This window comes from Streptomyces sp. NPDC001933 (assembly GCF_042890955.1).
GTDB lineage: Bacteria > Actinomycetota > Actinomycetes > Streptomycetales > Streptomycetaceae > Streptomyces.
Genome location: NZ_JBIASS010000003.1, coordinates 298823 through 323355 on the forward strand (window position 1 = coordinate 298823; position 24533 = coordinate 323355).

The 24533-nt window shown below is 72.2% G+C and carries 17 protein-coding genes; 8 read left to right on the forward strand and 9 right to left on the reverse strand.

The window, feature by feature from the left end; translation table 11 throughout:
• Nucleotides 1-26 precede the first annotated feature (26 nt).
• From ACFYY7_RS09110 to ACFYY7_RS09130, 5 genes are all read left to right on the forward strand, one after another.
• Complete coding sequence (locus ACFYY7_RS09110; protein ID WP_388659766.1) at nt 27-608, forward strand: hypothetical protein; 582 nt, start codon at nt 27-29, stop codon at nt 606-608.
• 113 nt (nt 609-721) lie between these two features.
• Nucleotides 722-1414 carry a spermidine synthase gene (locus ACFYY7_RS09115; RefSeq protein WP_388658932.1) on the forward strand — a complete coding sequence of 231 codons (693 nt, stop codon included), beginning with the start codon at nt 722-724 and terminating at the stop codon, nt 1412-1414.
• Between the two features lie 223 nt (nt 1415-1637).
• The gene (locus ACFYY7_RS09120; protein WP_014154105.1) at nt 1638-2375 is read left to right on the forward strand and encodes a response regulator transcription factor; all 738 of its coding nucleotides are present in this window, start codon (nt 1638-1640) and stop codon (nt 2373-2375) included.
• Nucleotides 2372-3448 (forward strand): ATP-binding protein, encoded by a 1077-nt coding sequence (locus tag ACFYY7_RS09125; RefSeq protein ID WP_388658935.1) that lies wholly within the window; start codon nt 2372-2374, stop codon nt 3446-3448. Before ACFYY7_RS09120 ends, ACFYY7_RS09125 begins: the two co-directional genes overlap by 4 nt.
• 257 nt (nt 3449-3705) lie before the next feature.
• A complete protein-coding gene (locus ACFYY7_RS09130) occupies nt 3706-7512 on the forward strand; it encodes a multifunctional oxoglutarate decarboxylase/oxoglutarate dehydrogenase thiamine pyrophosphate-binding subunit/dihydrolipoyllysine-residue succinyltransferase subunit (RefSeq protein WP_388658938.1) in 3807 nt (1268 codons plus the stop codon).
• 86 nt (nt 7513-7598) lie between these two features.
• Here ACFYY7_RS09130 and fxsT read toward each other — a convergent pair whose 3' ends face one another.
• The 8 genes from fxsT to ACFYY7_RS09170 form a co-directional block, all read right to left on the reverse strand.
• Entirely contained in the window at nt 7599-10592 is a 2994-nt protein-coding gene (gene fxsT / locus ACFYY7_RS09135) for an FxSxx-COOH system tetratricopeptide repeat protein (RefSeq protein ID WP_388658941.1), read from the reverse strand.
• Between the two features lie 81 nt (nt 10593-10673).
• Nucleotides 10674-12071: an aKG-HExxH-type peptide beta-hydroxylase gene (locus ACFYY7_RS09140; RefSeq protein ID WP_388658944.1), complete on the reverse strand. Its 1398-nt coding sequence runs from the start codon at nt 12069-12071 to the stop codon at nt 10674-10676.
• The gene (locus tag ACFYY7_RS09145) at nt 12068-13267 is read right to left on the reverse strand and encodes an FxsB family cyclophane-forming radical SAM/SPASM peptide maturase (RefSeq protein ID WP_388658947.1); all 1200 of its coding nucleotides are present in this window, start codon (nt 13265-13267) and stop codon (nt 12068-12070) included. Before ACFYY7_RS09145 ends, ACFYY7_RS09140 begins: the two co-directional genes overlap by 4 nt.
• A gap of 144 nt (nt 13268-13411) precedes the next feature.
• The gene (gene fxsA / locus ACFYY7_RS09150) at nt 13412-13609 is read right to left on the reverse strand and encodes an FxSxx-COOH cyclophane-containing RiPP peptide (RefSeq protein WP_388658951.1); all 198 of its coding nucleotides are present in this window, start codon (nt 13607-13609) and stop codon (nt 13412-13414) included.
• Nucleotides 13610-13816: 207 nt separating this feature from the next.
• Nucleotides 13817-17416 carry an SAV_2336 N-terminal domain-related protein gene (locus ACFYY7_RS09155; RefSeq protein WP_388658954.1) on the reverse strand — a complete coding sequence of 1200 codons (3600 nt, stop codon included), beginning with the start codon at nt 17414-17416 and terminating at the stop codon, nt 13817-13819.
• Between the two features lie 7 nt (nt 17417-17423).
• The gene (locus tag ACFYY7_RS09160) at nt 17424-18455 is read right to left on the reverse strand and encodes a MoxR family ATPase (protein WP_356088344.1); all 1032 of its coding nucleotides are present in this window, start codon (nt 18453-18455) and stop codon (nt 17424-17426) included.
• A gap of 88 nt (nt 18456-18543) precedes the next feature.
• Nucleotides 18544-20610 carry a trypsin-like peptidase domain-containing protein gene (locus tag ACFYY7_RS09165; RefSeq protein WP_388658957.1) on the reverse strand — a complete coding sequence of 689 codons (2067 nt, stop codon included), beginning with the start codon at nt 20608-20610 and terminating at the stop codon, nt 18544-18546.
• Complete coding sequence (locus ACFYY7_RS09170; protein WP_388658959.1) at nt 20607-21101, reverse strand: CU044_2847 family protein; 495 nt, start codon at nt 21099-21101, stop codon at nt 20607-20609. Before ACFYY7_RS09170 ends, ACFYY7_RS09165 begins: the two co-directional genes overlap by 4 nt.
• A gap of 241 nt (nt 21102-21342) precedes the next feature.
• Between ACFYY7_RS09170 and ACFYY7_RS09175 the strand changes: the two genes are divergently transcribed.
• The gene (locus ACFYY7_RS09175) at nt 21343-21522 is read left to right on the forward strand and encodes a DUF6104 family protein (protein ID WP_128557595.1); all 180 of its coding nucleotides are present in this window, start codon (nt 21343-21345) and stop codon (nt 21520-21522) included.
• Between the two features lie 35 nt (nt 21523-21557).
• Here ACFYY7_RS09175 and ACFYY7_RS09180 read toward each other — a convergent pair whose 3' ends face one another.
• Nucleotides 21558-22415 (reverse strand): hypothetical protein, encoded by an 858-nt coding sequence (locus ACFYY7_RS09180; protein ID WP_388658963.1) that lies wholly within the window; start codon nt 22413-22415, stop codon nt 21558-21560.
• A gap of 165 nt (nt 22416-22580) precedes the next feature.
• Here ACFYY7_RS09180 and ACFYY7_RS09185 point away from each other — a divergent pair, with 165 nt between their 5' ends.
• Nucleotides 22581-23438 carry a DUF4097 domain-containing protein gene (locus ACFYY7_RS09185; RefSeq protein ID WP_388658964.1) on the forward strand — a complete coding sequence of 286 codons (858 nt, stop codon included), beginning with the start codon at nt 22581-22583 and terminating at the stop codon, nt 23436-23438.
• A gap of 1 nt (nt 23439) precedes the next feature.
• Nucleotides 23440-24477, forward strand: coding sequence for a helix-turn-helix transcriptional regulator (locus ACFYY7_RS09190; RefSeq protein WP_388658967.1), 1038 nt, complete (start codon nt 23440-23442; stop codon nt 24475-24477).
• Nucleotides 24478-24533: the final 56 nt, after the last annotated feature.

Here is a 24533-nt window from a genome sequence, read left to right on the forward strand (position 1 = left end):
CCCGCGCCGCTCTCCCCCTCCTCTACATGCGCTCCCGCGCCCTCCCCCTCACCGCCGCCACCCTGACGTGCATCACGCTCGTCGCGGCATGGGCCGCCCACTGGCTGCAGAGCCGGCCGTACTTCGACCACACCGCCCGCGTCCCGGTCGTCGTGCTGGCCCCGCTGCTCGCCTCCGCCGCGATCGGCACCAGCCTGCACTCGCACAGCGACGAGCTGGACCGGACCGCCGTGGGCCGGTGGTGGCCGCGCCGGCTGCTGCATCTGCTGGCGCTGACCGCCGTGACGGCGGGGGCGTTCGCGGCAGCCGTCCCGGGGCACCCGGAGGAGTTCGGCGTACCGGCCATGGTGCGCAACGTGCTCGGTGCGACGGGGGTGGCCGCGGCCTCCGTCGCGCTGCTCGGTGCCCGGCTGAGCTGGCTGCCGATGACGGTCTACGGCGGCGCCGTCTATCTGGCGGCGCCCCGCACCCCGGGCGGCGCGGCGGCGGTGTGGGCCTGGCCCATGCAGCCGGGCCCGCAGGGTGCGGCGTGGGCGGTGGCCGTGGCGGCGTACGTGGCCGGGGCGGCGCTCCTCGCGGTGCGCGGCGCACGCCCGGAGCGCGGGTAACCGCCGTCGCCCTCCCGGCGCTCGGCGCGGATCCGGCAATCCGCTGGCCCCGGGCCACGCCGACCGGACAGGATGGCGGGGAACCCGCCCGCCGTCCACCGGAGACCCGCGCCATGCCCGACACGTACCACTCCGACACCCTCGCCCCCGTCACGCTCGACCGCCGCGAAGGCCCGTACGGCGAGGTCGTGCTGCGGGGGCGGGGTGACGGCTTCGAGATCATCGCCAACGGGTGCTTCCTGATGGACACCTCGGACGGGCGCTCCGAGCGGTTGCTGATCGACGCGGCGCTGGCCGCGCTGCCGGCCGGCCGGACCGCCCCTTCGGTACTCATCGGCGGTCTGGGCGTCGGTTTCTCGCTCGTCCGGGCCGCCGCCGAGCCGAGGTGGGGGCGGATCGTCGTGGCCGAGCGGGAGCAGGCGATCGTGGACTGGCATCTTCAGGGGCCGCTGGCCACGATCTCCGGTGCGGCGCTCGCCGATCCGCGGACCGGGATCCTGACGACGGATCTCGTCGAGTACCTGAGTACGACTACGGACCGTTACGACGCCCTGTGTCTGGACATCGACAACGGGCCGGACTGGACCGTCACCGAGGACAACACGAGTCTGTACTCCCCCGCCGGTCTGGCGGACTGCCGGGAGCGGCTGACGCCGGGCGGCGTTCTCGCAGTGTGGTCCGCACAGCCGTCCGCCGACTTCGAACAGGCCCTGCGGAATGCCGGATTCGAGGGGGTAAGAACCGAAGAGGTAAGCGTTGCCCGAGGTGTGCCCGACGTGGTGCATCTCGCACTTCGGACAGGCTGAGACCCCCCACCGGGTATCCCCGGCCCCCGGAAGTCCGGGGGCCAAGTGCCACAAGCCCGACACTCCGCCACCTCTTCGCGTCCGCGGCGTTACACCCTGCGTAGCCGAGAGGAGTCCGCTGCCTTTACGCTGCTGACCGGTAACGGGATCACCGACGAAATCCACAAGCGAAGACCGTGCGTCCGGGGGAATGGCCCCCGCGAGAACGGGCAGGGGCGGGGCGATGGAACAGACACACACCACCCACAACGGTGTCGCGGCCACCCCGGGCGCGCAGCGCCGGGTGCTGGTGGTCGAGGACGACGCCACGATCGTCGATGCGATTTCCGCCCGGCTGCGGGCCGAGGGCTTTCTGGTGCAGACGGCACTCGACGGCCCCGCGGCGGTGGACGCGGCCGAGGCGTGGCAGCCCGATCTGATGGTGCTCGACATCATGCTTCCCGGCTTCGACGGCCTGGAGGTCTGCCGCCGTGTGCAGGCCCAGCGGCCGGTGCCGGTGCTGATGCTGACCGCCAGGGACGACGAGACGGACATGCTGGTCGGCCTCGGGGTCGGCGCCGACGACTACATGACCAAGCCGTTCTCGATGCGCGAGCTGGCGGCCCGGGTCCATGTCCTGCTGCGCCGGGTCGAGCGCGCGGCGCTGGCCGCGGTGACGCCGCGCAGCGGGATACTGCGCCTCGGCGAGCTGGAGATCGATCACGCGCAGCGCCGGGTCCGGGTCCGCGCCGACGACGTCCACCTCACGCCGACCGAGTTCGACCTGCTGGTCTGTCTGGCCAATACGCCGCGGGCGGTGCTCTCCCGGGAGCAGCTGCTGGCGGAGGTCTGGGACTGGGCGGACGCCTCCGGCACCCGTACGGTCGACAGCCACATCAAGGCGCTGCGCCGGAAGATCGGCGCGGAGCGGATCCGCACCGTACACGGTGTCGGTTACGCCCTGGAGACGCCGGCTCCATGACCCGGCCCGGTTCCGGACTGCGTCCCTTCTCGGTCAAGGCCAAGATGAGCACGCTCGTCGTGGTCTCGGTGTTCATCACCACCGGGCTGCTGATGGTGGCCGTGCGCACCAGGACCGAGCTGCGGTTCATCACGGTGTTCTCGGTGATCGCGACCCTGCTCATAACCCAGTTCGTGGCGCACGGTCTGACCTCGCCGCTGGACGAGATGACCACGGTGGCCCGGTCCATATCGCACGGCGACTACACCAGACGGGTGAGCGGCGCCGACCGGCGCGACGAACTCGGCGACCTGGCCCAGACGATCAACCGCATGGCGGACGATCTGGAGGCCGTGGACCGGCACCGCAAGGAGCTGGTCGCCAATGTGTCGCACGAGCTGCGAACACCCATCGCGGCGCTGAGAGCCGTGCTGGAGAACGTCGTGGACGGTGTGTCCACCGCCGATCCCGAGACGATGCGCACGGCGCTCAAGCAGACCGAGCGGCTCGGCAGGCTGGTGGAGACGCTGCTGGACCTGTCCCGGCTGGACAACGGGGTGGTCACGCTCAAGGCCCGCCGTTTCGAGGTGTGGCCGTATCTGTCGGGCGTGCTGAAGGAGGCGAACCTCGCCGCCGGGCACCGCCGGCTGCCGTCCGGTTCCGGGAACCACACCCGCAAGGACGTCCATCTGCACCTGGACGTGTCGCCGCCGGAGCTGACCGCGCACGCGGACGCGGAGCGGCTGCACCAGGTGGTGGCCAATCTGATCGACAACGCCGTCAAGCACAGCCCGCCGCACGGCCGGGTCACCGTGCTGGCCCGGCGCGGGGCCGCCCCGGAGTCCCTGACGCTCGAAGTCATGGACGAGGGACCCGGCATTCCGGAGTCCGAGCGGCACCGGGTCTTCGAGCGCTTCAACCGCGGCGAGGTGCCCTCCCCGCACGGTCCGGGCAGCGACGGCGGTACGGGCCTCGGGCTGGCGATCGCCCGCTGGGCGGTGGATCTGCACGGCGGACGCATCGGCGTGGCCGAATCCGTTCGCGGCTGCCGCATTCGGGTCACTCTTCCGGGGATCCCTCAGCAGCGAGGTTGACATAGGGTTCGAACCGGAAGGGCACGTTCTGCGTGTTCCGTTCAAGGGGTGCGGTCCAGGGGGCCGTAGCTGCGGTCCCGCATACCCAAAAAGCAGCGGAACCGTGCTTGTTTCCCGCCAATTCCCGCACCGAAACCCGCCTTCCGATGTGACTTGCGCGACGAAGACCGGCCCGGCCTGCGTGGAACGGCCGGGGAGGCGTAGCCTTGATTTCCGCTGTCCATCACCTTGTGAAGCGGAAGAGGGCGGTTGCCGCCGTGTCGTCTCAGTCCCCCAGTAACTCGAGCATCTCGACCGACCAAGCCAGCCCGGGTTCGAACCCGGCCGCTGCTTTCGGGCCCAATGAGTGGCTCGTCGACGAGATCTACCAGCAGTACCTCCAGGATCCCAATTCGGTCGATCGCGCCTGGTGGGACTTCTTCGCCGACTACAAGCCGGGTACGTCCGGCACGGCGGACAAGCCCGTTCCCGGCGTCCCGGCCGCAGCGGCCGCGGTGACCCCGGCCGCGCCCGCGCCGGCCACCCCGGCCAAGGCCCCGGCCGCACCCGCTCCGGCCGCCGCGGCCCCGGCCCCCGCACAGGCCGCCCCCGCCGCCGCTGCCCCGGCAGCCCCGGCGAAGGCCGCCCCGGCTCCGGCCGCGAAGGCCGCCGAGCCCGCCCCGGCGAAGGCCGCGCCGGCCACCGAGGCCCCGGCCGGACCCGAGTACGTCACGCTGCGTGGCCCCTCGGCCGCCGTCGCGAAGAACATGAACGCCTCGCTGGAGCTGCCGACGGCCACGTCCGTCCGCGCCGTCCCGGTGAAGCTGCTCTTCGACAACCGCATCGTCATCAACAACCACCTCAAGCGCGCCCGGGGCGGGAAGATCTCCTTCACGCACCTCATCGGGTACGCGATGGTGCAGGCCCTCAAGGCCATGCCGGCGATGAACCACTCCTTCGCGGTGAAGGACGGCAAGCCGACCCTGGTCAAGCCGGACCACGTCAACCTCGGTCTCGCCATCGACCTGGTGAAGCCGAACGGCGACCGCCAGCTGGTCGTCGCGGCCATCAAGAAGGCCGAGACGCTCAACTTCTTCGAGTTCTGGCAGGCCTACGAGGACATCGTCCGCCGCGCCCGCAACGGCAAGCTCGGCATGGACGACTTCACCGGCGTCACCGCCTCGCTGACCAACCCCGGCGGCATCGGCACCGTCCACTCGGTGCCCCGCCTGATGCCCGGTCAGGGCCTCATCATGGGCGTCGGCGCGATGGACTACCCGGCAGAGTTCCAGGGCACCTCCCAGGACACCCTGAACAAGCTGGGCATCTCCAAGGTCATGACGCTGACCTCGACGTACGACCACCGGGTCATCCAGGGCGCCGCCTCCGGCGAGTTCCTGCGGATCGTCGCCCAGCTGCTGCTCGGCGAGAACGAGTTCTACGACGAGATCTTCAAGTCGCTGCGTATCCCGTACGAGCCGGTCCGCTGGCTGACGGACATCGACGCCTCGCACGACAGCGACGTCACCAAGGCCGCGCGGGTCTTCGAGCTGATCCACTCCTACCGGGTCCGCGGCCACGTCATGGCCGACACCGACCCGCTGGAGTACCGCCAGCGCAAGCACCCCGACCTGGACATCACCGAGCACGGCCTCACCCTGTGGGACCTGGAGCGGGACTTCGCGGTCGGCGGTTTCGCCGGCAAGTCGATGATGAAGCTCCGCGACATCCTCGGTGTGCTGCGCGAGTCGTACTGCCGCACCACCGGCATCGAGTTCATGCACATCCAGGACCCGAAGCAGCGCAAGTGGCTCCAGGACCGGGTGGAGCGCCCGCGCGCCCAGCAGCCCGAGCGCGAGGAGCAGCTGCGGATCCTGCGCCGGCTGAACGCCGCCGAGGCGTTCGAGACGTTCCTGCAGACCAAGTACGTCGGCCAGAAGCGGTTCTCGCTGGAGGGCGGCGAGTCCGTCATCCCGCTGCTCGACGCGGTCATCGACTCCGCCGCCGAGGCCCGCCTCGACGAGGTCGTCATCGGCATGGCCCACCGCGGCCGGCTCAACGTCCTCGCCAACATCGTGGGCAAGTCGTACGCCCAGATCTTCCGCGAGTTCGAGGGCAACCTCGACCCCAGGTCGATGCACGGCTCCGGCGACGTCAAGTACCACCTGGGCGCCGAGGGCACCTTCACCGGTCTGGACGGCGAGCAGATCAAGGTCTCGCTGGCCGCCAACCCCTCGCACCTGGAGGCGGTCGACCCGGTCCTGGAGGGCATCGCCCGCGCCAAGCAGGACATCATCAACAAGGGCGGCACGGACTTCACCGTCCTGCCCATCGCGCTCCACGGCGACGCGGCCTTCGCGGGCCAGGGCGTCGTCGCCGAGACGCTCAACATGTCGCAGCTGCGCGGCTACCGCACCGGCGGCACCGTGCACGTGGTGATCAACAACCAGGTCGGCTTCACCGCCGCCCCGGAGTCCTCGCGCTCCTCGATGTACGCCACGGACGTGGCGCGCATGATCGAGGCGCCGATCATCCACGTCAACGGCGACGACCCCGAGGCCGTCGTCCGGGTCGCGCGGCTCGCCTTCGAGTTCCGCCAGGCGTTCAACAAGGACGTCGTGATCGACCTCATCTGCTACCGCCGCCGCGGTCACAACGAGGGCGACAACCCGGAGTTCACCAACCCGCAGATGTACACCCTGATCGACAAGAAGCGCTCGGTGCGCAAGCTCTACACCGAGTCCCTCATCGGTCGCGGCGACATCACGCTGGAAGAGGCCGAGCAGGCGCTCCAGGACTTCCAGGGCCAGCTGGAGAAGGTCTTCGCCGAGGTCCGCGAGGCCACCTCGCTGCCGGCCCCGGCGCACACCCCCGAGGTCCAGCCGGAGTTCCCGGTCGCCGTGACCACCGCGATCTCCCCGGAGGTCGTCAAGGTCATCGCGGAGTCCCAGGTCAACATCCCCGACCGGATCACCGTCCACCCCCGTCTGATGCCGCAGATGCAGCGCCGCGCGGCCTCGGTGGAGAACGGCACGATCGACTGGGGCATGGGCGAGACCCTGGCCATCGGTTCGCTGCTGATGGAGGGCACCCCGGTCCGGCTCGCCGGCCAGGACACCCGCCGCGGCACCTTCGGCCAGCGCCACGCGGTCCTCGTCGACCAGGTGACCGGCGAGGACTACACCCCGCTGCTCTACCTCGCCGACGACCAGGCCCGTTACAACGTCTACGACTCGCTGCTCAGCGAGTACGCGGCGATGGGCTTCGAGTACGGCTACTCGCTGGCCCGTCCGGAGTCGCTGGTCGTCTGGGAGGCCCAGTTCGGTGACTTCGTCAACGGCGCGCAGACCGTCGTCGACGAGTTCATCTCCTCGGCCGAGCAGAAGTGGGGCCAGACCTCCGGCGTCACGCTGCTCCTGCCGCACGGCTACGAGGGCCAGGGCCCGGACCACTCGTCCGCCCGCCCGGAGCGCTTCCTCACGCTGTGCGCGCAGAACAACATGACGGTCGCCATGCCGACCCTGCCGTCGAACTACTTCCACCTCCTGCGGTGGCAGGTGCACAACCCGCACCACAAGCCGCTGATCGTCTTCACCCCGAAGTCGATGCTCCGCCTCAAGGCGGCCGCGTCGAAGGTGGAGGAGTTCACCACCGGCGGCTTCCGCCCGGTGATCGGCGACGACTCGGTGAACCCGGCCGAGGTCCGCAAGGTCGTCTTCTGCGCCGGCAAGGTCTACTACGACCTGGAGGCCGAGCGCACGAAGCGCGGCGTCACGGACACCGCGATTATCCGTCTGGAGCGCCTGTACCCGCTGCCGGGTGCCGAGATCCAGGCCGAGATCGCCAAGTACCCGAACGCCGAGAAGTACCTCTGGACCCAGGAGGAGCCGGCCAACCAGGGCGCCTGGCCGTTCATCGCCCTGAACCTGATCGACCACCTGGACCTGGCCGTCGGCGCCGACGTCCCGCACGGTGAGCGCCTGCGCCGCATCTCGCGTCCGCACAGCTCGTCCCCGGCGGTCGGCTCGGCCAAGCGCCACCAGGCCGAGCAGGCACAGCTGGTCGCCGAGGTCTTCGAGGCCTGACCCGCTGCCGTACGAACCGAAGGGCCCGGCCCCGCGAGCAATTCGCGGGGCCGGGCCCTTCGGTGTGCGGGCGGGGCGCAGCCCGTTCAGATGATCTGCGGCTCGAAGTCCCAGTACGGACGGTTGCGGGAGCGGGCCGAAACCGTGTGGACGTGCTGGGCGCCCAGTGTCTCGACCAGATCGCCCAATGCTTCCCGCTCGACCTTCTCCGCGCGCTCGCGGTCACGGATGCCGCGCAGGTCCGCGGCGTGCGCGATCCGGGCGGAGAGAGTCAGCGGATGGGTCCGGCCGAGGACCTCCGTGGCCCTGGTGATGACCGCGTCCGTCAGCGCGGCCGCGGATTCCGGGTCGCCCACCAGATTGCGCAGCGCCGAGGCGTTCACCGCGCAGCCCAGGGTCCAGGGGTGGTACTCACCCACGGCTCGCGTCATGTCGGCGAGCGCCTCCTCCAGCAGGGCGTGCGCATGGTCGCGTTCGCCCACGTTGCGGAGGATCAGGGCGTGGTTCCCCCGGGTTCCCGCCACGTACGGGTGTTCCTCGCCGAGCATGCCCACATAGCCGTCGACCACCTTCTCACTTATCGCCCTGGCCTGGTCGATGTCGGCGTGCTCGCGGGCGAAGAAGCTCTGACTGGCCGCGAACATCATCGTCAGCGGGTCGTTCTCCCCGAGCACCCGCTCGCTTCGTTCGAGAACCTGGGTGAACAACGTCGCCGCCTTGGCGCGCTCCCCCGCACGGTACTGGCACAGCGCGAGGTTGTGCTCGGCGCACAAGGTCTGCGGGTGTCCGGTCCCCATGACCAGCCGGTGCAGCCGGACGCTCTGGTTCTGGAGCGAGAAGGCGTCGTTGTAGCGGCCGAGCAGACGCAGGCTGGTGGCGTAGTGGATCTCGGAGTAGAGCGTCCAGCTGTGGCGAGGGCGCAACACCTGCCGCCTGGCATCCAGTGTCCGCCGGTGCAGCTCCAGGGACTCCTCGTATCTGCCGAGCAGCCGGAGCGACACGGCCAGGTTGTTCTGCGCACTGAGCGTGCGCGGGTCCTGGTCGCCCAGCAGTTCGCGGTAGGCCATGAGGATCCAGGTCGACATCTCCAGCGCCTCGTCGTACCGGCCGAGGCCCCGCAGATCGGCGGCGAGGCCGCCGGCGGCGCGGAGGTGTTCCAGGTCCTGGGCACCACGTTCGGCACGGAGGTGGTCTACGGCGGCGCGTTCGATGACTTCCGTACCGGCGTAGTCGCCGACGGCCCGCAGCAGGTTCGCGTAGTTGTAACTGAGGTCCCAGACCCTGGGGTGGTCCTCGCCGAGGAGTTCCCGCCAGGCCTTCATGGCGCGTTCGCCCAGCTTGATGCCGGCCCGGTACTCGCCGGAGAGGTACATGTAGCGCAGGCAGTTGAGTACCAGCGCGTGGACGGCCGGGTCGGTGCTGTTGAGTACGTCGGCCCACTTCAGGTGCGGGGTGATCTCGGCGTAGGCGGGCCACATCCGGGTGTCGGTGGGGCGGCCGGGGTCCGCGGCGGCGAGGGCCCTGCGGACCACGTCGATGAACTCGTGGCGGTCGTGTTCCGGCATGTCCTTGCCGACGATCTGGTGGACCATGCGGTGCATGTAGAGCGATTCGCCGGACGAGGCCTCCTCGCCGGCCATCTCGTGGGACTCCAGGCGGACCACGGAGTACTGGCGGAGCTGGCCGATCGCCTTGTTCCACAGCAGCGGATCGTTCATCAGGCCGGAAAGCTGTTCCGGCAGTTCACCGGGGGGCATTTCCCTCAGCAGTCGCACGGGGATGGAGCCGGGTGCGAAGAAGCTGCACAGGCGCAGCAGGTCGACGGATTCCGGGACGGTTTCCTTGAGCTTGTTCAGCAGTATCGACCAGGCGGTCTGGAAGGCGAGCGGGAAGTCGGCGGAGACCTTGACGACGTCCTGGTCGATGCCGCCGTCGAGGAGTTCGATGTACTCCTCGACGGACATGTCGGAGTCGTTGAGCCAGCCCGCCGTCTGGTCGAGGAGGAGCGGGAGATCTTCGAGGGCCTCGGCCAGCTGGTCGGCGTCGTTCGGGGTCAGGCGTGGTGCGCGGCGGCGGACGAAGGCGACGGACTCGTCCCGGTTGTAGACGGGGACCTCGACGAGGTTGCTGTTGTGCTCGCGCCACTCCGGGTTGCGGGAGGTGATCAGCACATGCCCGGGGCCGGTGGGCACCAGGTCCCAGATGTGCTCGGGCTCGTCCGCGCCGTCGAGCACGAGGAGCCAGTGGGAGTGCGGTTCGCCGCGGCGCAGCGCGTCCCGCACGGCCCGCAGCCGCTCGCCGTACTCGGCGCCCGTGGACAGGCCCAGTTCGGGGGCTAGTTCGGCGAGCTTCTGGCGGTACAGGGCACGGCGGTCGGCGGGCACCCACCACACCACGTCGTACTCCGAGCCGAACCGGTAGACGTACTCCGCGGCCAGCTGGGTCTTGCCCACGCCGGACATGCCGTGCAGGGTCACGACCCCGGCACCGGGTCCGGCGTCCTGGAGTGCCTGGTACGCCTTGCTGAGCAGCGCCTCCCGGCCGGTGAACCGGGTGTTGCGGCGCGGCACGCCGCCCCACACCTCCGGGACATCGGCCGGATACCGGGGCCCCTGCCTGGCCTCGACGGGCTCGGGCAGCGGGTCGGTGGGCAGGCCCAGGCGGACGAGAAGCCGCCGTTCGGCCTCTTCGGCACCGATGTTGGTCAGGTCGGCCGCGCCGAGGGCCGAGGTGGCGCCGGGCAACGCCGACGTGGTGACGCAGACGGCGGTGAAACGGTCGGGATCGGGGGCGACGACCTCGCGCAGCGCCCTGTTCCACTCGTCGTGGCTGCGCGGTCCGAGCTGGAAGTACCAGTCGCTGAGGATCACCAGGACTCGGCCCCGGGAGAGCGTCAGATCGCGCAGCGACTCCTCCAGCGAAACCTCCACCGGGGGGTCCCAGCGCTGCTGGACGACCGTCACCCCGCGCCGCTCCAGACGGTCCCCGATCCAGGTCGCCCAGGCCCGGTTGAAACCGGCGAAACTGATGGTGACGGTTTGCGCCCCGGTTGCTCCAACTTGCCTACGCGTTCCGGGCATTCAACCGTCTCCCTGCCTCGATTCGAGCCTTGTCAACATACACCGGAGCCTGGTCGTTCCGGCGGACAATCCCGGGGGTTCTCACGGCCCGTGCGAGCCGTTCCTCTGCTGCCATATCACCTGCGCGGTGGCCACGTATGCCTCCGCGCGGGCGAGGTGACCGGAAGGAGGCGGGCAATCGTCCAGACGGTGGTAGAGCGTGATCATCTCGTTGACCAGTACCCGGCCCTCGCGGGTCAGTGCCGCCGAGCCGGCCAGCACGGGCAGTACCGCTCCGACCTGTTCGCGGCAGCGGGCGTGCTCGGCCCAGGCCAGGTCGCGGTGGGTGACGCGCCGCGCGGAGAGCGCGAACCGCTGCCAGTAGTCGGCGAGCGCGATGTGCGAGTAGGCGCCCTGGAGGAGCCCGTCGAAGGGGCGGGGGTCGGAGCGCCACGGTGCGAAGTGGCGCGCCTCCGGGCCCTCGTGATGCAGCGGTACGAGGGCGGCGAGCGCGGCGAGTTTGGTGTGCTGGAGTTCGTGGACGAGGGTGGAGGCGAAGTAGGCGGGGGTGGCCGGTTTGCTGCTGAGGACGGCGCCGAACGCCTCGCGCCTGGTGCCGCTGCAGTGTGCCGCGCTCTCGCCGGTGGGCCCCGAGCCGGGCGGCGGGCCGAGCGGGACGAGGCAGCGGAGCAGGACCGCCGCCTCGGTGAGGCGGTGCTCGCCACCGATGGCGAGCAGGGGTGCCACACCGGCCCACGACTCGGCCCAGGCCTTGCGTTCGTGGTCGTCGACATGGGTGGCGGCGCTCAGGCCGTGCCGCCGGGGTCCGCGGCCGTCGGTGCGGTACGGATCGACGTCGTCCAGGGGAACGGGTCCGATGCCGGACTGCACGGCGGGCAGGGCTAGCACCGGAAGCCAGCGCGGGTCGGCCGAGCCGGTCGTGCCGTCCGGCTGGGTGTGTGCCGATATGGATTCCCGCCCGCTCTCACGCATCGTCAACTCGTTGCCGGAGAAGGCGATGTCGACCGGTGCGGATGCTTCGGATTCCGCGCGCAGGGCACCCAGGGTGGGCAGGGACAGGAGCCCGCCGTGCGCGGCGAGCCGGGTCGTGAACGGGATTCCGGCGCGGATCGCGGCCGCGGCGGCCAGGGCGCTCAAGTGGTCGAGGTCGGAGCGGAGTTCGGGGCCGGGGCCGGGGCCGGAGAGGCCACGCAGGCAGCGCTGCACCCATGGCCCGGTGAGGGGGTGCAGCAGGACGGTGCGTACGGCGGTCCGGTCGGCGCGTTCGGCCGTCTCCAGCAGCGCCCAGTCCTGGCGGAGGCGGTCGAGCGCGTGGGGCGGGAGGACGTCGGCGGGTGCCGCCTCGGCCGCGTCGAGCAGGGCCCGCAGCAGGAGGAGTCTTCGGGTGTCCTGATCACGTACGAGTACCTGGAGGGTGTCGGCGTCGCCTTCGGTGCGGCCGAGTTGACGCAGCATGTGGTCCGGGAGTGGGGGGATCATCGGCGTTCTCCTGCGGTTGCGTCGGACAGCCGGGCGGCGACATGGCGTACCAGCCGTTCGAGGTCGGCGCAGTAGACGGACGGGTTGGCGAAGCCGTTCTCTGCGCGGTAGCGGTGTGCGTAGTGGCCGCCGCCGCAGACGGCCAGCAGCGGGCAGGCGCGGCAGGTGGCGGCGAGCGCGTCGGCGCCTGCCCGGCGGGCGGCGACGCCGGGGTGGCGCAGGGCGTCGTCGAAGGTGTGGCGGAAGACGTCGAGCCCGGTGGCGGCGGCCGTGTCGTAGGCGGACTTGAGCGAGTCGACCTGCTCGATCGACCCGTCCGTCTCGACCACGATCGCGTCGACGGGGTCGAGGCCGAGGGATTCGGTGGCGCCCGGCAGGCCCAGCAGCAGGGCGACGCACTCCTCGAAGAGCCGGACCCGGGTCTCCCGCCGCCCGGTGCGCCACCAGCGGTCGAAGACGGTGGTGAGCCAGTCGCCGTACGGGGTCGGGCGGCCGGACGCGGAACCCGTGCGCGGCAGGCCCGGTGGGGGGTTCGTCCAGTTGCCGTGCGGCAGCAGCAGATCGATGGCCGGGGGGTGCAGGTCGAGCAGCGACTCGTACATCTCGATGGGGTCGGTGCGGGGGTCGACGACGGTGAGGATGCCCGCGTACGCGTCGGGGTGCCGGTCGGCGAGGAGCCGGGCGCCACGCGAGGCGGCGGGCCAGGAGGGGCGTCCGGCGTGGTCGGTGCGCTGGGTGTTGTGGGCGGCCAGTCCGCCGTCGAGGCTGATGCCGATGCGTATGCCGTGCCGGGCGAGCGTGGCGGTGCGGGCCTCGGTGAGCAGGGTCGCGTTGGTCTGGACGGTGGTGTGGACGGTGGTGTGGACGGGCGTCAGGTCGCGTACCCGGTTGGCGAAGGCTGCCAGCCGGTCGGCGCCCGCGAGGAGGGGTTCGCCGCCGTGCAGGACGAGCGCGATGTCCCGCAGTCCGTGGGTGGCCGCGTGTTCGGCGATACGGTGCGCGGTGCGCTCCAGGACGGCGGGCGCGGCGGCGGCCGGGCGGTCACGCCATGTTTGGTCGGGGCCCTCGTAGAGGTAGCAGTAACGGCAGGCGAGGTTGCAACGGCCGTGCACCTTGACGATGAACTGTCCGAAGGAGGGCCGGGGTTGGTCCGGCCCGGCACATGGGGGTGTTTTCGGCGTCGCCTGTCGAGACACTCCCGCACCCCCGTGCCGTTCGCATCCGCCGGCACGGCCCCCGTCGCCGCCCCGAAGCGAGTATCCCTGGCCTGCCGTACGGGCAAACGTGTCCCCCACCACGATGTCCTGTTCAACCGGCCCCCGGACCGAAATCGTGCGGCTTCAAAAGGCGCTGGTGAACCCCCACAGCATCTCCCGCGGTTGCTCGGCCCGCCCGCGCAGATCCGCCACCACCTCGGCGAGCACCGGATGGTCCAGCGTCCGCAGCGACTCCAGATCCAGCCCCAGCAGGTCCGGCAGCGGGTCCGGTCCGCCCGTCAGGCTGTCGTCCGGTATGCCCTGGTGTGCCGTCTCGCTCATCGTTCCTCCCCGTAACACCGCATCGTGCTCGCGGTGGCATGCTCGCCCTTGAGCGCACCCCGTCGAACCCGCGTCCCTGACCTGTGCACCGGCACGGGCCCCGCCCGCACCGACCACCCCTGTACGGATGCCCCGCCCGACCGGGCCTACGCCTCGTGAAACACTCACCGGCCGCACCGCACCGCCGAGCGCTCTCCGTCGCGCGGCTCAGCGCTCCAGCTCCGCCAGCCGCGCGGCGGTCGACTCACCCGCAGCGCCGCCGCCGTCCGGCAGTTTGCGCCATTCCCGATGGGCCGCCCGGTACGCCTCCCGCGCGGCCCGGGGGCGGCCCGCCTTCTCGTACGTCATACCCCACCAGTGATTGGCTGTAGCGCTCAACTCGATTGCCTGTCCCAGCTGTTGCGGACTGTCCAGCTCCGCCTCCGCCCGGCCGGCCGCCTCAGCCGCCCCCCGGAACGCCTCGGCCGCGTCGTCGAGCCGGGCCGGGCGCTGGAGCACCCGGGCGGCGTCCAGGTGGGAGCGGCCCAGCTCCAGCCAGCAGCTTGCCTCGGTCAGCGGGTCGGCCGCCTCCTGGGCCGCGAGGCCGAAGAGGTGCTCGGCCTCGCGGAGGTCGACCCGGTCCTCGGTGGCGCGGTGCCGGAGCATCAGTGCGCGGCCCAGCATCAGCAGCCGCTCGGCCTGGCGGGTGCTGCCCGCCGGCGTCTCCGTACGGCAGTCGCGCAGCACCCGGATCGCGGCGCCGATGTGCGGGCGGCCGTCCGGCAGCCTGGCCCGGCGCAGCAGGGTGCCGCCCCATTCGGCGAGCAGGTCGGTGTGGGCGCGCGAGTCGCGGGGGACGTCCCGGGCGGCGCGGGCGAACCAGTCGGCGGCGGCCACGAGTTCGTCGGGCTCGCCGGTGTGCTCGTACCGGGCGACCCGGACCCGGCCGGCCCTGATCCGCAGCGCGGCGCGCTGCCGCTGATCGCGTACGGTCGCCAGGGCCTGCTCGACGAGTGTCGCGGCCTCGTCCGGTTCCTGGCCGGAGCCGAGCAGGGCGTCCACCAGGTCCAGCAGGATGCGCACCTCGGTGCCCAGGGTGTGCCGGCCGCCGCCCTGTTCGAAGGCGGTGCGCAGGGAGCGTGCGGCCTGGCCCGCGTACACCCGGGACTGTTCGGTGTCGGCGGTGGCCCCGGCCAGCTTCAGCATGGTCCGTCCGTGCGCCAGGGGCAGGGTGGTGGGGCGGTTCTCCTGGTCGGGCCAGACATCGGCGAACGCCTCCAGCATCCCGCACGCGGCCTGGAGCAGGGCGGTGTCGCCGTCGAGCCGCCACTGCGCCTCCAGGGCCCGCACCCGTTCCAGGGTCAGCCGGAGGGCCTCGGCGGGGTCCAGGCCGGGGGCCGAGCAGGCGGCCGTGTACTCGCGGTCGGCACGGCGCAGCAGCTCCAGCGCTCCGCGCCGGTCGCCGCGCCGCCGCCGGTCGTCGGCTGCGGCGTGCAACACCTTGGCCAGTACGGCCCGTTCGCGTACCGCTGCGGGTTGCGCGGCGGCCCGTTCGGCGGCGTACTCGGCCTCGCGGAGCAGTTCGGCGTCGCCCTGGACCTCCCACAGCCGCAGCACGCAGCGGGCGTACTCCGCCCACAGTGCGGGGTCGGTGTCCGGTTGCTCCTCGCGCACGGCGGCGCCGCGCAGCAGCTGCACGGCGTCGATGAGGTACTGCACCATGCTGTCCGATTCGAACTGCCGCAGGAGGGCGCGGGCGCTCTCCACCGCGGTGTTCGGGGTCCGTACGAGGCTCGGGCGGCCGCCGCTTCCGGTCTGCATCACGAACTGCTCGGGCAGGGGCATGAAACGCTCCAGTACGCGGACCGCGACCTCGGCGAAGGGGTGGGGGACGCGCGACCCGCCGCTTGCGCCGCTCTCCTCGTTCTCGCCACCCTCCTCGATCCCCCCGTCGGGTGTGCCGTCCTCCAGGGGGTCCGTACCGGCGGGGGCCGGCGTGGACGGGTATCTGCGTTCGTGCCGGCGTTCGCCGAGCTGGGCGAAGGCCAGGGCCGGGAAGTTCGGACCGCCCCTGCCGAACCGCTGCTCGATGTACTGCGAACAGTGCTTGAGCACGAGCAGCGCCTCGTCGCGGCCCAGCGGCCCGAGCAGCGCTTCCCGGACGCCGGGCACGAATTCGTACCACTGGCCGTCGTGCTCACCCCCGTCCTCGTTCCTGCTCCGCGTCAGCAACCCGCTGAGCAGCACCTCGGCGAGTTCGGAAGGGCCCGAGTGGGGCAGCATCGTGCGCTGCACCAGCTGCATCACCGGGAGGTGCAGCGGGGCCGCCGCGAGGTAGACGGCCAGTTGCCCGGCGGCGGGTGAGGCCGCCGAGCGGAAGCGGCTGACCAGCTGGAGCGAGGAGAGTCCGTCGCCCGCGCGTTGCGCGGCCGCCGCCGGCTGATCGGCCCGCACCCAGCCGACCGCGCCGGAGATCTGTCCCGAGCCGGTGCCGGAGAGCAGCCGGGCCCAGGCCGCCAGCGCCCTTTCCACCGGCGGGAGAACGGGTACGGCCAGGGCCCCCGGGTGCACGGCGGGGCCCGTACCCGGCTGCTCCACGACCTTGAGCACGGCGGCTCCGCCGGGTCCGTCGCCCCGGGACAGCGAACCGTAGGTGACCGGCAGTCTGGTGCGGTTCCACATCCGCTGCGGCAGCGGCTGGAGCACGGCGGCCGGGGCCTGCGCGGCCAGCTGGTGCAGCAGCCGGTGGGCCCGGCCGCTGTGCCAGAGCGGACCGGCGCAGTCGCTGACCAGGACGGTGACCCGGCGGCCGGTCGGATCGCTCAGCCGGTCCGCGGAGTTCAGCGGCGCCGCGGCCGGGTCGGGGCTGCGGCTCACCGCGGCCGCGCCGTCGGGGCCCTGGTGCAGATAGCGGACCTGTACGTCCCGGAAGGCGCCCAACTGGGCGAATATCTGCTGGAGTTCACCGAACATCCGGTCCCAGACCAGCATCGAGGACGAGGCGTCCATGACGCACTGCAGGACCGCCTCCCCCCGGGACACGCCGCGGAACACCGGGATGATCAACCCGCCCGCGCGGGCGCTGAGTTCGGCGGTCGCCGTCTCGTCGAGGGTGCTGCGCAGCGGTGGCGACGCGGGGTGGTAGCGCTGCAACGGCCTGAGCGCGCGCTGGAGTTCGAGGGGTGCGGGCAGCGCCGGGGCGGCGGGCACACCGAAGGCGAGGGCGGCCGTACGCCCCTTCCGGGCGGCGCCCGTGCCCGTGCCCGACGGGCCGCCGGAACGGGCGCGGCCCGAGGGTCCGGTACGCGGTACGGGGTAGAGCGTGATCCGCCGGTCGGGGTCGCCGGGGTCCGCCCGTGGCAGGGGTTCGTCGCCCGGGGCGTCGCGCTCGGGCTTCGCGGCGTCGGGCCCGGGGGCCTCGGGCCGCCCGCTCGACGGCGGCTCCGGGGACAGGCGGACGCCCGGAATGTTCCCCCGCTCCCCGGTGGTGGTGTCGGCGTCGGGGTCGGCAGGCGGTGCGTCCGGGTGACGGGCCCAGCGGGCCAGCCAGAGTGCGTCGCGCAGCTGCTCGACGTCGGGGTCGAGCCCCGCCTCGCGCAGCCGCGCCACGAAGGCGGGGAAGAGCCCCGCGTCGTCGGATCCCGCCCCATGCGGCACCGCAACACCGTCGCCGGGTCCCGCGCCGCCCGGCACCACAACACCGTCGTCGCCGGAACCCGCCCTGCGCGGCACCGAAATCCCCTCCCCCGCCACGCCGTCACCGTCGCCGTCGTCGTCGCCGGGGTGGTGTTCGCCGTCCGGTCCGTGTCTCGCACCGGCGCCCGCCATCAGCCCATCACCTCGGCCTGTCGAGTCGCTGGATGAGCAGGTCGGCGAGGCGGTCGCGGCCGGCCGGGGCGGCGGCGTCGGTGAGGTAGATGGCGTTCAACAGCTGGTCCGTGGCGAGGAGTTCACTGCGGGACCGCTCCAGGAAGTGGGCGATCAGGTCGTCCCCGGAGCGCGCCGCCTCGTCGCCGAGGTGGGCACGTACGAAGGTGGCGAGGCGCTGGTGGTCGGGGCGCCCCAGCTCCAGATGGATGCAGCGGCGCATCAGTGGCGCCGGGAAGTCCCGCTCCCCATTGCTGGTGAGCACCACGAACGGGAAGGCGGTGCACTGCACCCGGCCGCCCCGCACCGTCACCTTGTTGCCGTCGTCGTCGAGTACCCGCGCCTCGCCGTCGGGCAGCCGGTCGGCGATCCGCTCCAGCTCCGGAATGCCGAACTCGCCCTCCTCCAACACGTTGAGCAGGTCGTTCGGCAGGTCGATGTCGCTCTTGTCGAGCTCGTCGATGAGCAGCACGCGGGGCCGGTCCGAGGGGAGCAGCGCGGTGCCGAGCGGTCCGAGGCGGATGTAACTGCCCACATCGTCCGTGGCCGGGCCGGCGCCCGTGCCGGCTGCGGCGCTGTGCGCGGCGATCTGTACGTCCTGGAGCCGGGCGATCGCATCGTAGTGGTAGAGGCCGTCCAGCAGCGTCGTCCGGCTCACGATCGGCCAGCGCAGCACCCGGCCGAGCCCCAGTTCATGGGCGACCGAGTGGGCCAGCGTGCTCTTGCCCGCGCCGGGGGTGCCGGTGACCAGCAGCGGACGCCGCAGATAGAGCGCCGCGTTGATCATTTCGAGCTCCTCGGCGCCCGGCCGGTGGAGTTCGGCGACGTGCCGGTGGCCGCCGAGGCGCCGGTCGGCGGAGCCGTCCCCGTCCGGCTCGTCGGGGGCCGGGGCGCCACGGCTCGCGAAGTCGCGCCAGGGCGGCGGCGGAGGCAACTGCTCGATGCCTTCGTGCGGTTCGCCGGCCCCTCGGTAGATGAGCCACTCGCTGGGTTCACTCATAACGTGTTCCTCGTCATCACTCGTCCGCCAGGGGCAGCAGTCGAACGTGGTTCACCGTAGTCATCCGGGACACCCCTCGAAAGAGGCTTCACGGAGCCTGCAACAACGGGCCGGGCATGGGCGGTTGCGGGTTTCCGTAGACCAGGGCGATGCCGTCCGACCAGAACATGTCGGGCCGGCCCTCACGCACCCCTTTTCTCAGTTCATGGATCTTCTGCGGAAGCCGCTCGGCCACGCCCGCCCCGTCGACCGTGTCGACGACCCGGAGGTGGAACTCGGTGCAGGACGCGGCCCGTTCGGTCCTCGGGCGCCGCCACAGGACCACGCCGAACCCGTCGTCGAGCACCCGCGCGAACCCCGCGACGCTCTGGGCGTCGGTCCGGCCGCCGTAGCGGCAGAACACCGGGACGGTCTCGTGCGGCAGTCCGCGCAGCTTCGCCGCCACGGGCACGGGTACCCGCATTCCGTCGTCGCAGTCCAGGACGGCGGCCCGGGTCGGACCGGTGTGAATGCGGTTCCAGCGCGCCTGGCGCTCCCGGACGGCGTCGTCGGACGGGGCGGGGCCCTCGTCCGAGCACCGGACGACCACCGGCCGCTGGACCCCGAGGGGCCGGCTGTCCGCGGGCAGCTGCCAGTTCTCGACCTCCAGGTCGAGCAGTGCCGGCGGCACCACGACCTGGAGGATCGCGGGGCTGTCTGGCTCGTCGCACATCCGGAACGCCTTCCCGAGGGAGGCGGCGAGCCTGGCCGGCAGCTCGTCGGCCCTGGTGCCCTGGTAGTTCTCGGTGACGGGCAGGTCCTCGGCGGTCATCCGGGCGACGACCCGCCAGTCGTACTGGTCCGGCTCCCAGGCGCGGGGCTCCAGATACAGCACGACGAACGTGGGGGCCCGCACCGGACGGACCGGCTCGTCGGCCGGATCGGGCGTCCGCACGTGCTCGGCGCCCCGGTCGTACCGGCCCTGGTACCGGAGCCTGGCCATCTCTCGGCGGAACGGTGGTTTGAGCCGCTCCTTCGCGGTCTCGCGCACCCAGTCCCACAGGGCGTCCTCGGCGCGCTGGGTGGAGGGCACCACATAGGGGCGTTCGGCGGTGATGGCGCCCATGCAGTAGCGCAGGATCCGCTCCAGCGCCTCGTCGCCCTCGCGTGCGTCGTACAGGACGCCCAGCCCGTCGCGCCAGCCCCGGGGGGCCGGGACGCCGACGGTCCGGTAGCCGTACCCGAGGCCGCCGAGGGTGTCGAGCAGGCTGCGGGTGCTGACCGGCGGCGGGAGCTTGGCGAACCGGCCCAGCAGGTCGACGCGCTGCTGCGGGGTGAGCGCCGGGCCCGCCACGGCGCCCAGGTCCCGCTGGACGTCCGCCCAGGACTCCTCGTCGTCCACCGGGTTGTCGTGCCGGTCGGCGTGGTAGCGGTCGTGGGCGTGGAACACCGCCTGGTACGGGTCGTCGGACTCGGCCGTGGCTGCCTGGTCGGGCACGGGCAGCGTGCGCAGCCGCTCCACGCCGATCGCCGTACCGCCGTTCGTATCCATGGAGCGTGATTTGAGTACGCCGACGACCTCGCCCCTGGCCAGGTCGACGACGGGGCCGCCGGACATGCCCGCGTAGAGCTGGCTCGCCTCGATCAGCACCTGTTCGTCGCCGTCGGCCCAGTCGTCGACGGTGCCCACCACCCGGCACTCCCGGCCGAGCCGCTTGAGCGCTCCGGCTCCGCCGTCCGCCCAGCCCGCGAAGTAGTACGCGCCGCGGTTCATGCCCGTGGAGCGCTCGCTGAGGTACACACAGGGGTGTTCGACGGGCCGCAGCAGCTGGATGAGCGCGAGGTCGGGGGCCGGCCAGCCGCCCGTGCCGGGCCGCTCCTCGGGCAGGGCCGCGACGACCGTGCCCCCGACCCTGACGGCGTCGCCGCCACGAGCGGTCTTGTAGACCACGTTCACCTGACGCCCCCTCCCCTCCATCGCCACGTGCGCGCACGTGAGGACCCAGCTCGGAGCGATGAAGAATCCGCTCCCCAGGAAGTCGCCGTCGGATCCTTCAGGGGCATACCCGGGCTCCGGACGATGGATGCGCACCGTGGCGTCCTTCACGAGGCGAATCAGCGCGGATTCGGCGCCGCCCGGCCCGTGCCACGCGCCCCCGCCCGGCGGCTGCGTCACGATCCGCTTCCGTCGTCCGGCCCGGTGCCGCCCGCGTGCGCCGGTGCGCCGGTGGGTGCCCCGGCGGACGGAGAGGTGGAGGGCGTGGCCGGCTGCTGCCCCGGCGACTGCGCGGGTACCTGCGGGTCGAGGGGCGGCCCGCCGCCGTTCCACGTCAGCGTGACCTTGATCGACCCCTTGGCCTCGCCGTCCGCGAGCAGCCCGACGACCTTGCCGGACTTCGCGGTGAGCTCGATCCCGAACTCGACGCTGACCTCGTCGGGCCGCACGGCCCGCAGCGGCTCGGCGAGCGAACGCGCCACGCTGGTCACGACCCCTTGCAGGCTCTCGACCCGAGCCTGCACCCGGTCCGCGATGTTCCCGGCGCCGATGTCCGCGAACGACGGTCCCGAGCCGGACTGCGCCAGCTCCTCGGCGCCGGAGATCCGCGCCCAGACCTCCGTACCGTCGGGCATCTCAATGCGCGTAATACGGGCGTCACTGTCACCCATGAAACCCCCCGTTCCCCAACTACCCGCAGGCTAACGGCAGTACGCGTCCGATGCGAGGCAGATGGACGGGTACGCGGGCGGGTGCGCGGACCAGGACGCGGTAGTGGTGCGGGGCGGTTCCCGGCGGGCCGGCGGGGGTGACGGGGGCCGGTCGCGACGGTTCGTGGAGGTGCCGGAGTGCGCGGCCCGGGGACCCGCTCCCGGCCTTCGTGGGGCTGCCACCAGGCATTAGGCTTGCCGCATGTACTTCACCGACCGCGGTATCGAGGAGCTGGAGAAGCGGCGAGGCGAGGAAGAGGTCACCTTCGAGTGGCTCGCCGAGCAGCTCCGTACGTTCGTCGATCTCAATCCCGACTTCGAGGTGCCGGTCGAGCGCCTCGCGACCTGGCTGGCCCGGCTCGACGACGAGGACGAGGACTAGGAGTTAGGACTAGGAGCAGGGGCCAGGACGAACGGTCACCCGCGCCCGTCCGCGGGCCCCTCGGCGCCCCTCATCCGGTCGTGGGCGAGCCCGAGCGCCCCGTGCGCCAGCAGCAGCGCCCCCGCGAGCACCCATCCGCCGCCGCGGCGCCTGAGCCCCCAGAGGGCCAGCGGCAGCCCGGCCGCGAACTGGGCACCTGCCAGCGCACGGGCCCGGGGGCCGCGCATCCAGGGTCCGAGGCGGCTGCTCTCGACCACGTCGAGTTCGGCCTTCACCGCCTCGCGCCGGCCGGTCCGGGCGACCGGTTCCGCTTCGGGCCGGTCGTCGGCCGCCTCGTACAGCCGGTCGCCGGGCGTGTCCGGGTCCAGTCCGGGCGGCAGGATCAGCCCGACCCGGGTCAGTACGGCGAGCAGCCCGCGCAGCCGGATGCGCGCGTCGGCGTCCGGGTCCGGGCGGATCAGCTCGTCGAGCGCCTGGACGTCCAGTACGGAGTCCAGGCCGAGCCGTTCGGCGAACGTACGCATCGCCTCGTCCTCACCGGCCGGGGTGCCGTCCGCGAGCCAGACGTAGCCGACCGGGCGGCGGAATCCGGAGGCGAGCGTGCAGCCGGCCCGGTCGCCGTCCCACCACAGGGCGAGCACGGGCCACGTCGAGCCGACCGCGAGCGCGGCGGCCCAGCCGGCCACGACCCGGTCGACCGGGTCCACCACGTCCGCGGCACCGGCCTCCGCGACCGCGCCCTGCCAGGGCTTCCCCTCGGGCACGAGGACGGACCATCCGTCCCCGGCGGGAGCGAGCAGCATCCGCTCGCGCAGCAGATGGGCCACCGGCCTCACGGCCTCCGGTTCGGCTCGGCACAGCAGCAGCGCCCCCACGGGAGATGTCGCATTCATGCCTCACACGCTAGGGCAATTTGCCAATATTTGACGCCCTTTGCCCCTCCCAGTGATCCACCGACGGCATCGCGACGCGCCTTGACTTCCCCGATCCGCGATATATCGTGTTCATCAAGAGATGCGATATATTGCGTCAGCCGCGCTCCCCAGGAGGTCAGATCCATGCCTGTGTCGACATGGGCCATCGCCGAGCCCCAGAAGCTGACCTTCGACGACCCCGTGACGTCGCTCAACGTGCGCATCGTCGGAGGCACCGTCAACGTCGTCGGCACCGAAGAGCCGGCCGCCCGGCTGGAGGTCTCCGGGATCGAGGGACCGCCACTGGTCGTGACGCTGGAGGACGGCGTGCTCACGGTCGCCTACGAGGACCTGCCCTGGCAGAACTTCCTCAAGTGGTTCGACCGCAAGGGCTGGCACCGCAGCGCGGTCGTCTCACTCGCCGTGCCGGCCGGGTCGGCGGTGGAGGTCGGCGTCGTCGGCGCGGGCGCCGTCGTCTCCGGGATCCGCGGGCGTACGGACGTGAGGGGCGTCACCGGCGACACCACGCTCGTCGGGCTCGCCGGGCCGGTGCTCGCCGACACGGTCTCCGGCAGCGTGGAGGCCCAGTCGGTCACCGGCGAGCTGCGCTTCCATTCCGTCTCGGGCGATCTGACGGTCGTCGAGGGCGCCGGGGCCTCGGTACGGGCCGAATCCGTCAGCGGCAACATGGTGCTCGACCTGGACCCGACCGGGAAGCCCACCGACATCCGGCTGACCACGGTCTCCGGCGAGGTCGCCATCCGGCTGCCGCACCCGGCGGACGCGACGGTCGAGGCCAACACCGCGAGCGGCTCCGTCTCCAACGGGTTCGAAGACCTGCGGGTCAGCGGCCAGTGGGGCGCGAAGAAGATCACCGGCACGCTCGGCGCCGGGACCGGGAAGCTGCGCGCGACGACCGTCTCGGGTTCGATCGCCCTGCTGCGCCGCCCGCCGGCCGAGGACGGTCCGTACGATGCCGAGCCGACCGGAAAGGTGCTCTGACATGCCCCCCGTATTCGCCCATGGCCGCCTCCGCCTCTACCTGCTGAAGCTCCTCGACGAGGCCCCTCGCCACGGATACGAGGTGATCCGGCTCCTGGAGGAGCGCTTCCAGGGCCTGTACGCCCCCTCGGCGGGCACGGTCTATCCGCGCCTCGCCAAACTGGAGGCCGAGGGCCTCGTCACCCATGCCACCGAGGGCGGCCGCAAGGTCTACTCGATCACCGACGCGGGCCGGGCCGAGCTGGCCGGCCGCACCGGCGAACTGGCCGACCTGGAGCTGGAGATCCGGGATTCGGTCTCCGAGCTGGCCGCCGAGATACGGGACGACGTGCGCGGCGCCGCCGGCAAGCTGCGCAGCGAGATGCGGGCCGCCGCACACGAGACCAGGCACACCGGCTCGGGCGCCGGTTCCGGCTCGGGCTCGGGCTCGGGCTCGGGCTCGGGCTCCGGCTCCGGCTCCGGCCGCAAGGGCGACTGGGAGTCCGCCTTCGGCGACCTCGGGGACTTCGGCGACAAGGAGGCCTGGCGCGCCGCCAAGGAGGAGCTGCGCAAGGCCAAGCAGGAGTGGAAGGAGCAGGCCCGCCGGGCGAAGGACGAGTCCCGCCGCGCCCGTGAGGATGCCCAGCAGGCCCGCCGTCAGGCCAAGGAGGCCCAGGACCGGGCGCGCGAGCAGATGCAGAACGCCGCCCGGCAGGTCCAGGAGCACTTCGCGCGGGGCGACTGGCCCTCGGGCGTACGGGAGGGACTGGCCGAGATCACCGGCCAGCTCGGCGGCTTCGCCAGGACGGGCACCTGGCCCCCCTACGTCAAGCCGGAACCGGCCGGAGCCGACACCGACTGGGGCAAGGACACCCCCCGCACCGGCGACCCGGCCCGCGACCTGGACCGGCTGCTCGACCGCTTCCGCGACGACATCCGCGACACGGCCCGGGACAGGGGCGTCACTCAGGAGCAGCTCACGGAGGCCCGCCGCCACCTGTCGACGGCGGCGGCCCACATCGGGGCGCTGCTGGGGAAGGGCGACGACGGGCAGAAGTGACGGGGTGGGGGGCGGTTCGAGGACCCGGGTTCAGCCCGCCTCCTTGAACCGCCCCG

Bases quoted from the DNA above. Each gene is read 5' to 3' on its own strand.
- ACFYY7_RS09155 (WP_388658954.1), bottom strand. From the start codon at position 17,416: ATGGCGGGCGCCGGTGCGAGACACGGACCGGACGGCGAACACCACCCC.
- ACFYY7_RS09125 (WP_388658935.1), top strand. From the start codon at position 2,372: ATGACCCGGCCCGGTTCCGGACTGCGTCCCTTCTCGGTCAAGGCCAAG.
- ACFYY7_RS09190 (WP_388658967.1), top strand. From the start codon at position 23,440: ATGCCCCCCGTATTCGCCCATGGCCGCCTCCGCCTCTACCTGCTGAAG.
- ACFYY7_RS09175 (WP_128557595.1), top strand. From the start codon at position 21,343: ATGTACTTCACCGACCGCGGTATCGAGGAGCTGGAGAAGCGGCGAGGC.
- ACFYY7_RS09110 (WP_388659766.1), top strand. From the start codon at position 27: ATGCGCTCCCGCGCCCTCCCCCTCACCGCCGCCACCCTGACGTGCATC.
- ACFYY7_RS09170 (WP_388658959.1), bottom strand. From the start codon at position 21,101: ATGGGTGACAGTGACGCCCGTATTACGCGCATTGAGATGCCCGACGGT.
- ACFYY7_RS09120 (WP_014154105.1), top strand. From the start codon at position 1,638: ATGGAACAGACACACACCACCCACAACGGTGTCGCGGCCACCCCGGGC.
- fxsA (WP_388658951.1), bottom strand. From the start codon at position 13,609: ATGAGCGAGACGGCACACCAGGGCATACCGGACGACAGCCTGACGGGC.
- ACFYY7_RS09185 (WP_388658964.1), top strand. From the start codon at position 22,581: ATGCCTGTGTCGACATGGGCCATCGCCGAGCCCCAGAAGCTGACCTTC.
- ACFYY7_RS09115 (WP_388658932.1), top strand. From the start codon at position 722: ATGCCCGACACGTACCACTCCGACACCCTCGCCCCCGTCACGCTCGAC.
- ACFYY7_RS09180 (WP_388658963.1), bottom strand. From the start codon at position 22,415: ATGAATGCGACATCTCCCGTGGGGGCGCTGCTGCTGTGCCGAGCCGAA.
- ACFYY7_RS09160 (WP_356088344.1), bottom strand. From the start codon at position 18,455: ATGAGTGAACCCAGCGAGTGGCTCATCTACCGAGGGGCCGGCGAACCG.
- ACFYY7_RS09140 (WP_388658944.1), bottom strand. From the start codon at position 12,071: ATGATCCCCCCACTCCCGGACCACATGCTGCGTCAACTCGGCCGCACC.
- fxsT (WP_388658941.1), bottom strand. From the start codon at position 10,592: ATGCCCGGAACGCGTAGGCAAGTTGGAGCAACCGGGGCGCAAACCGTC.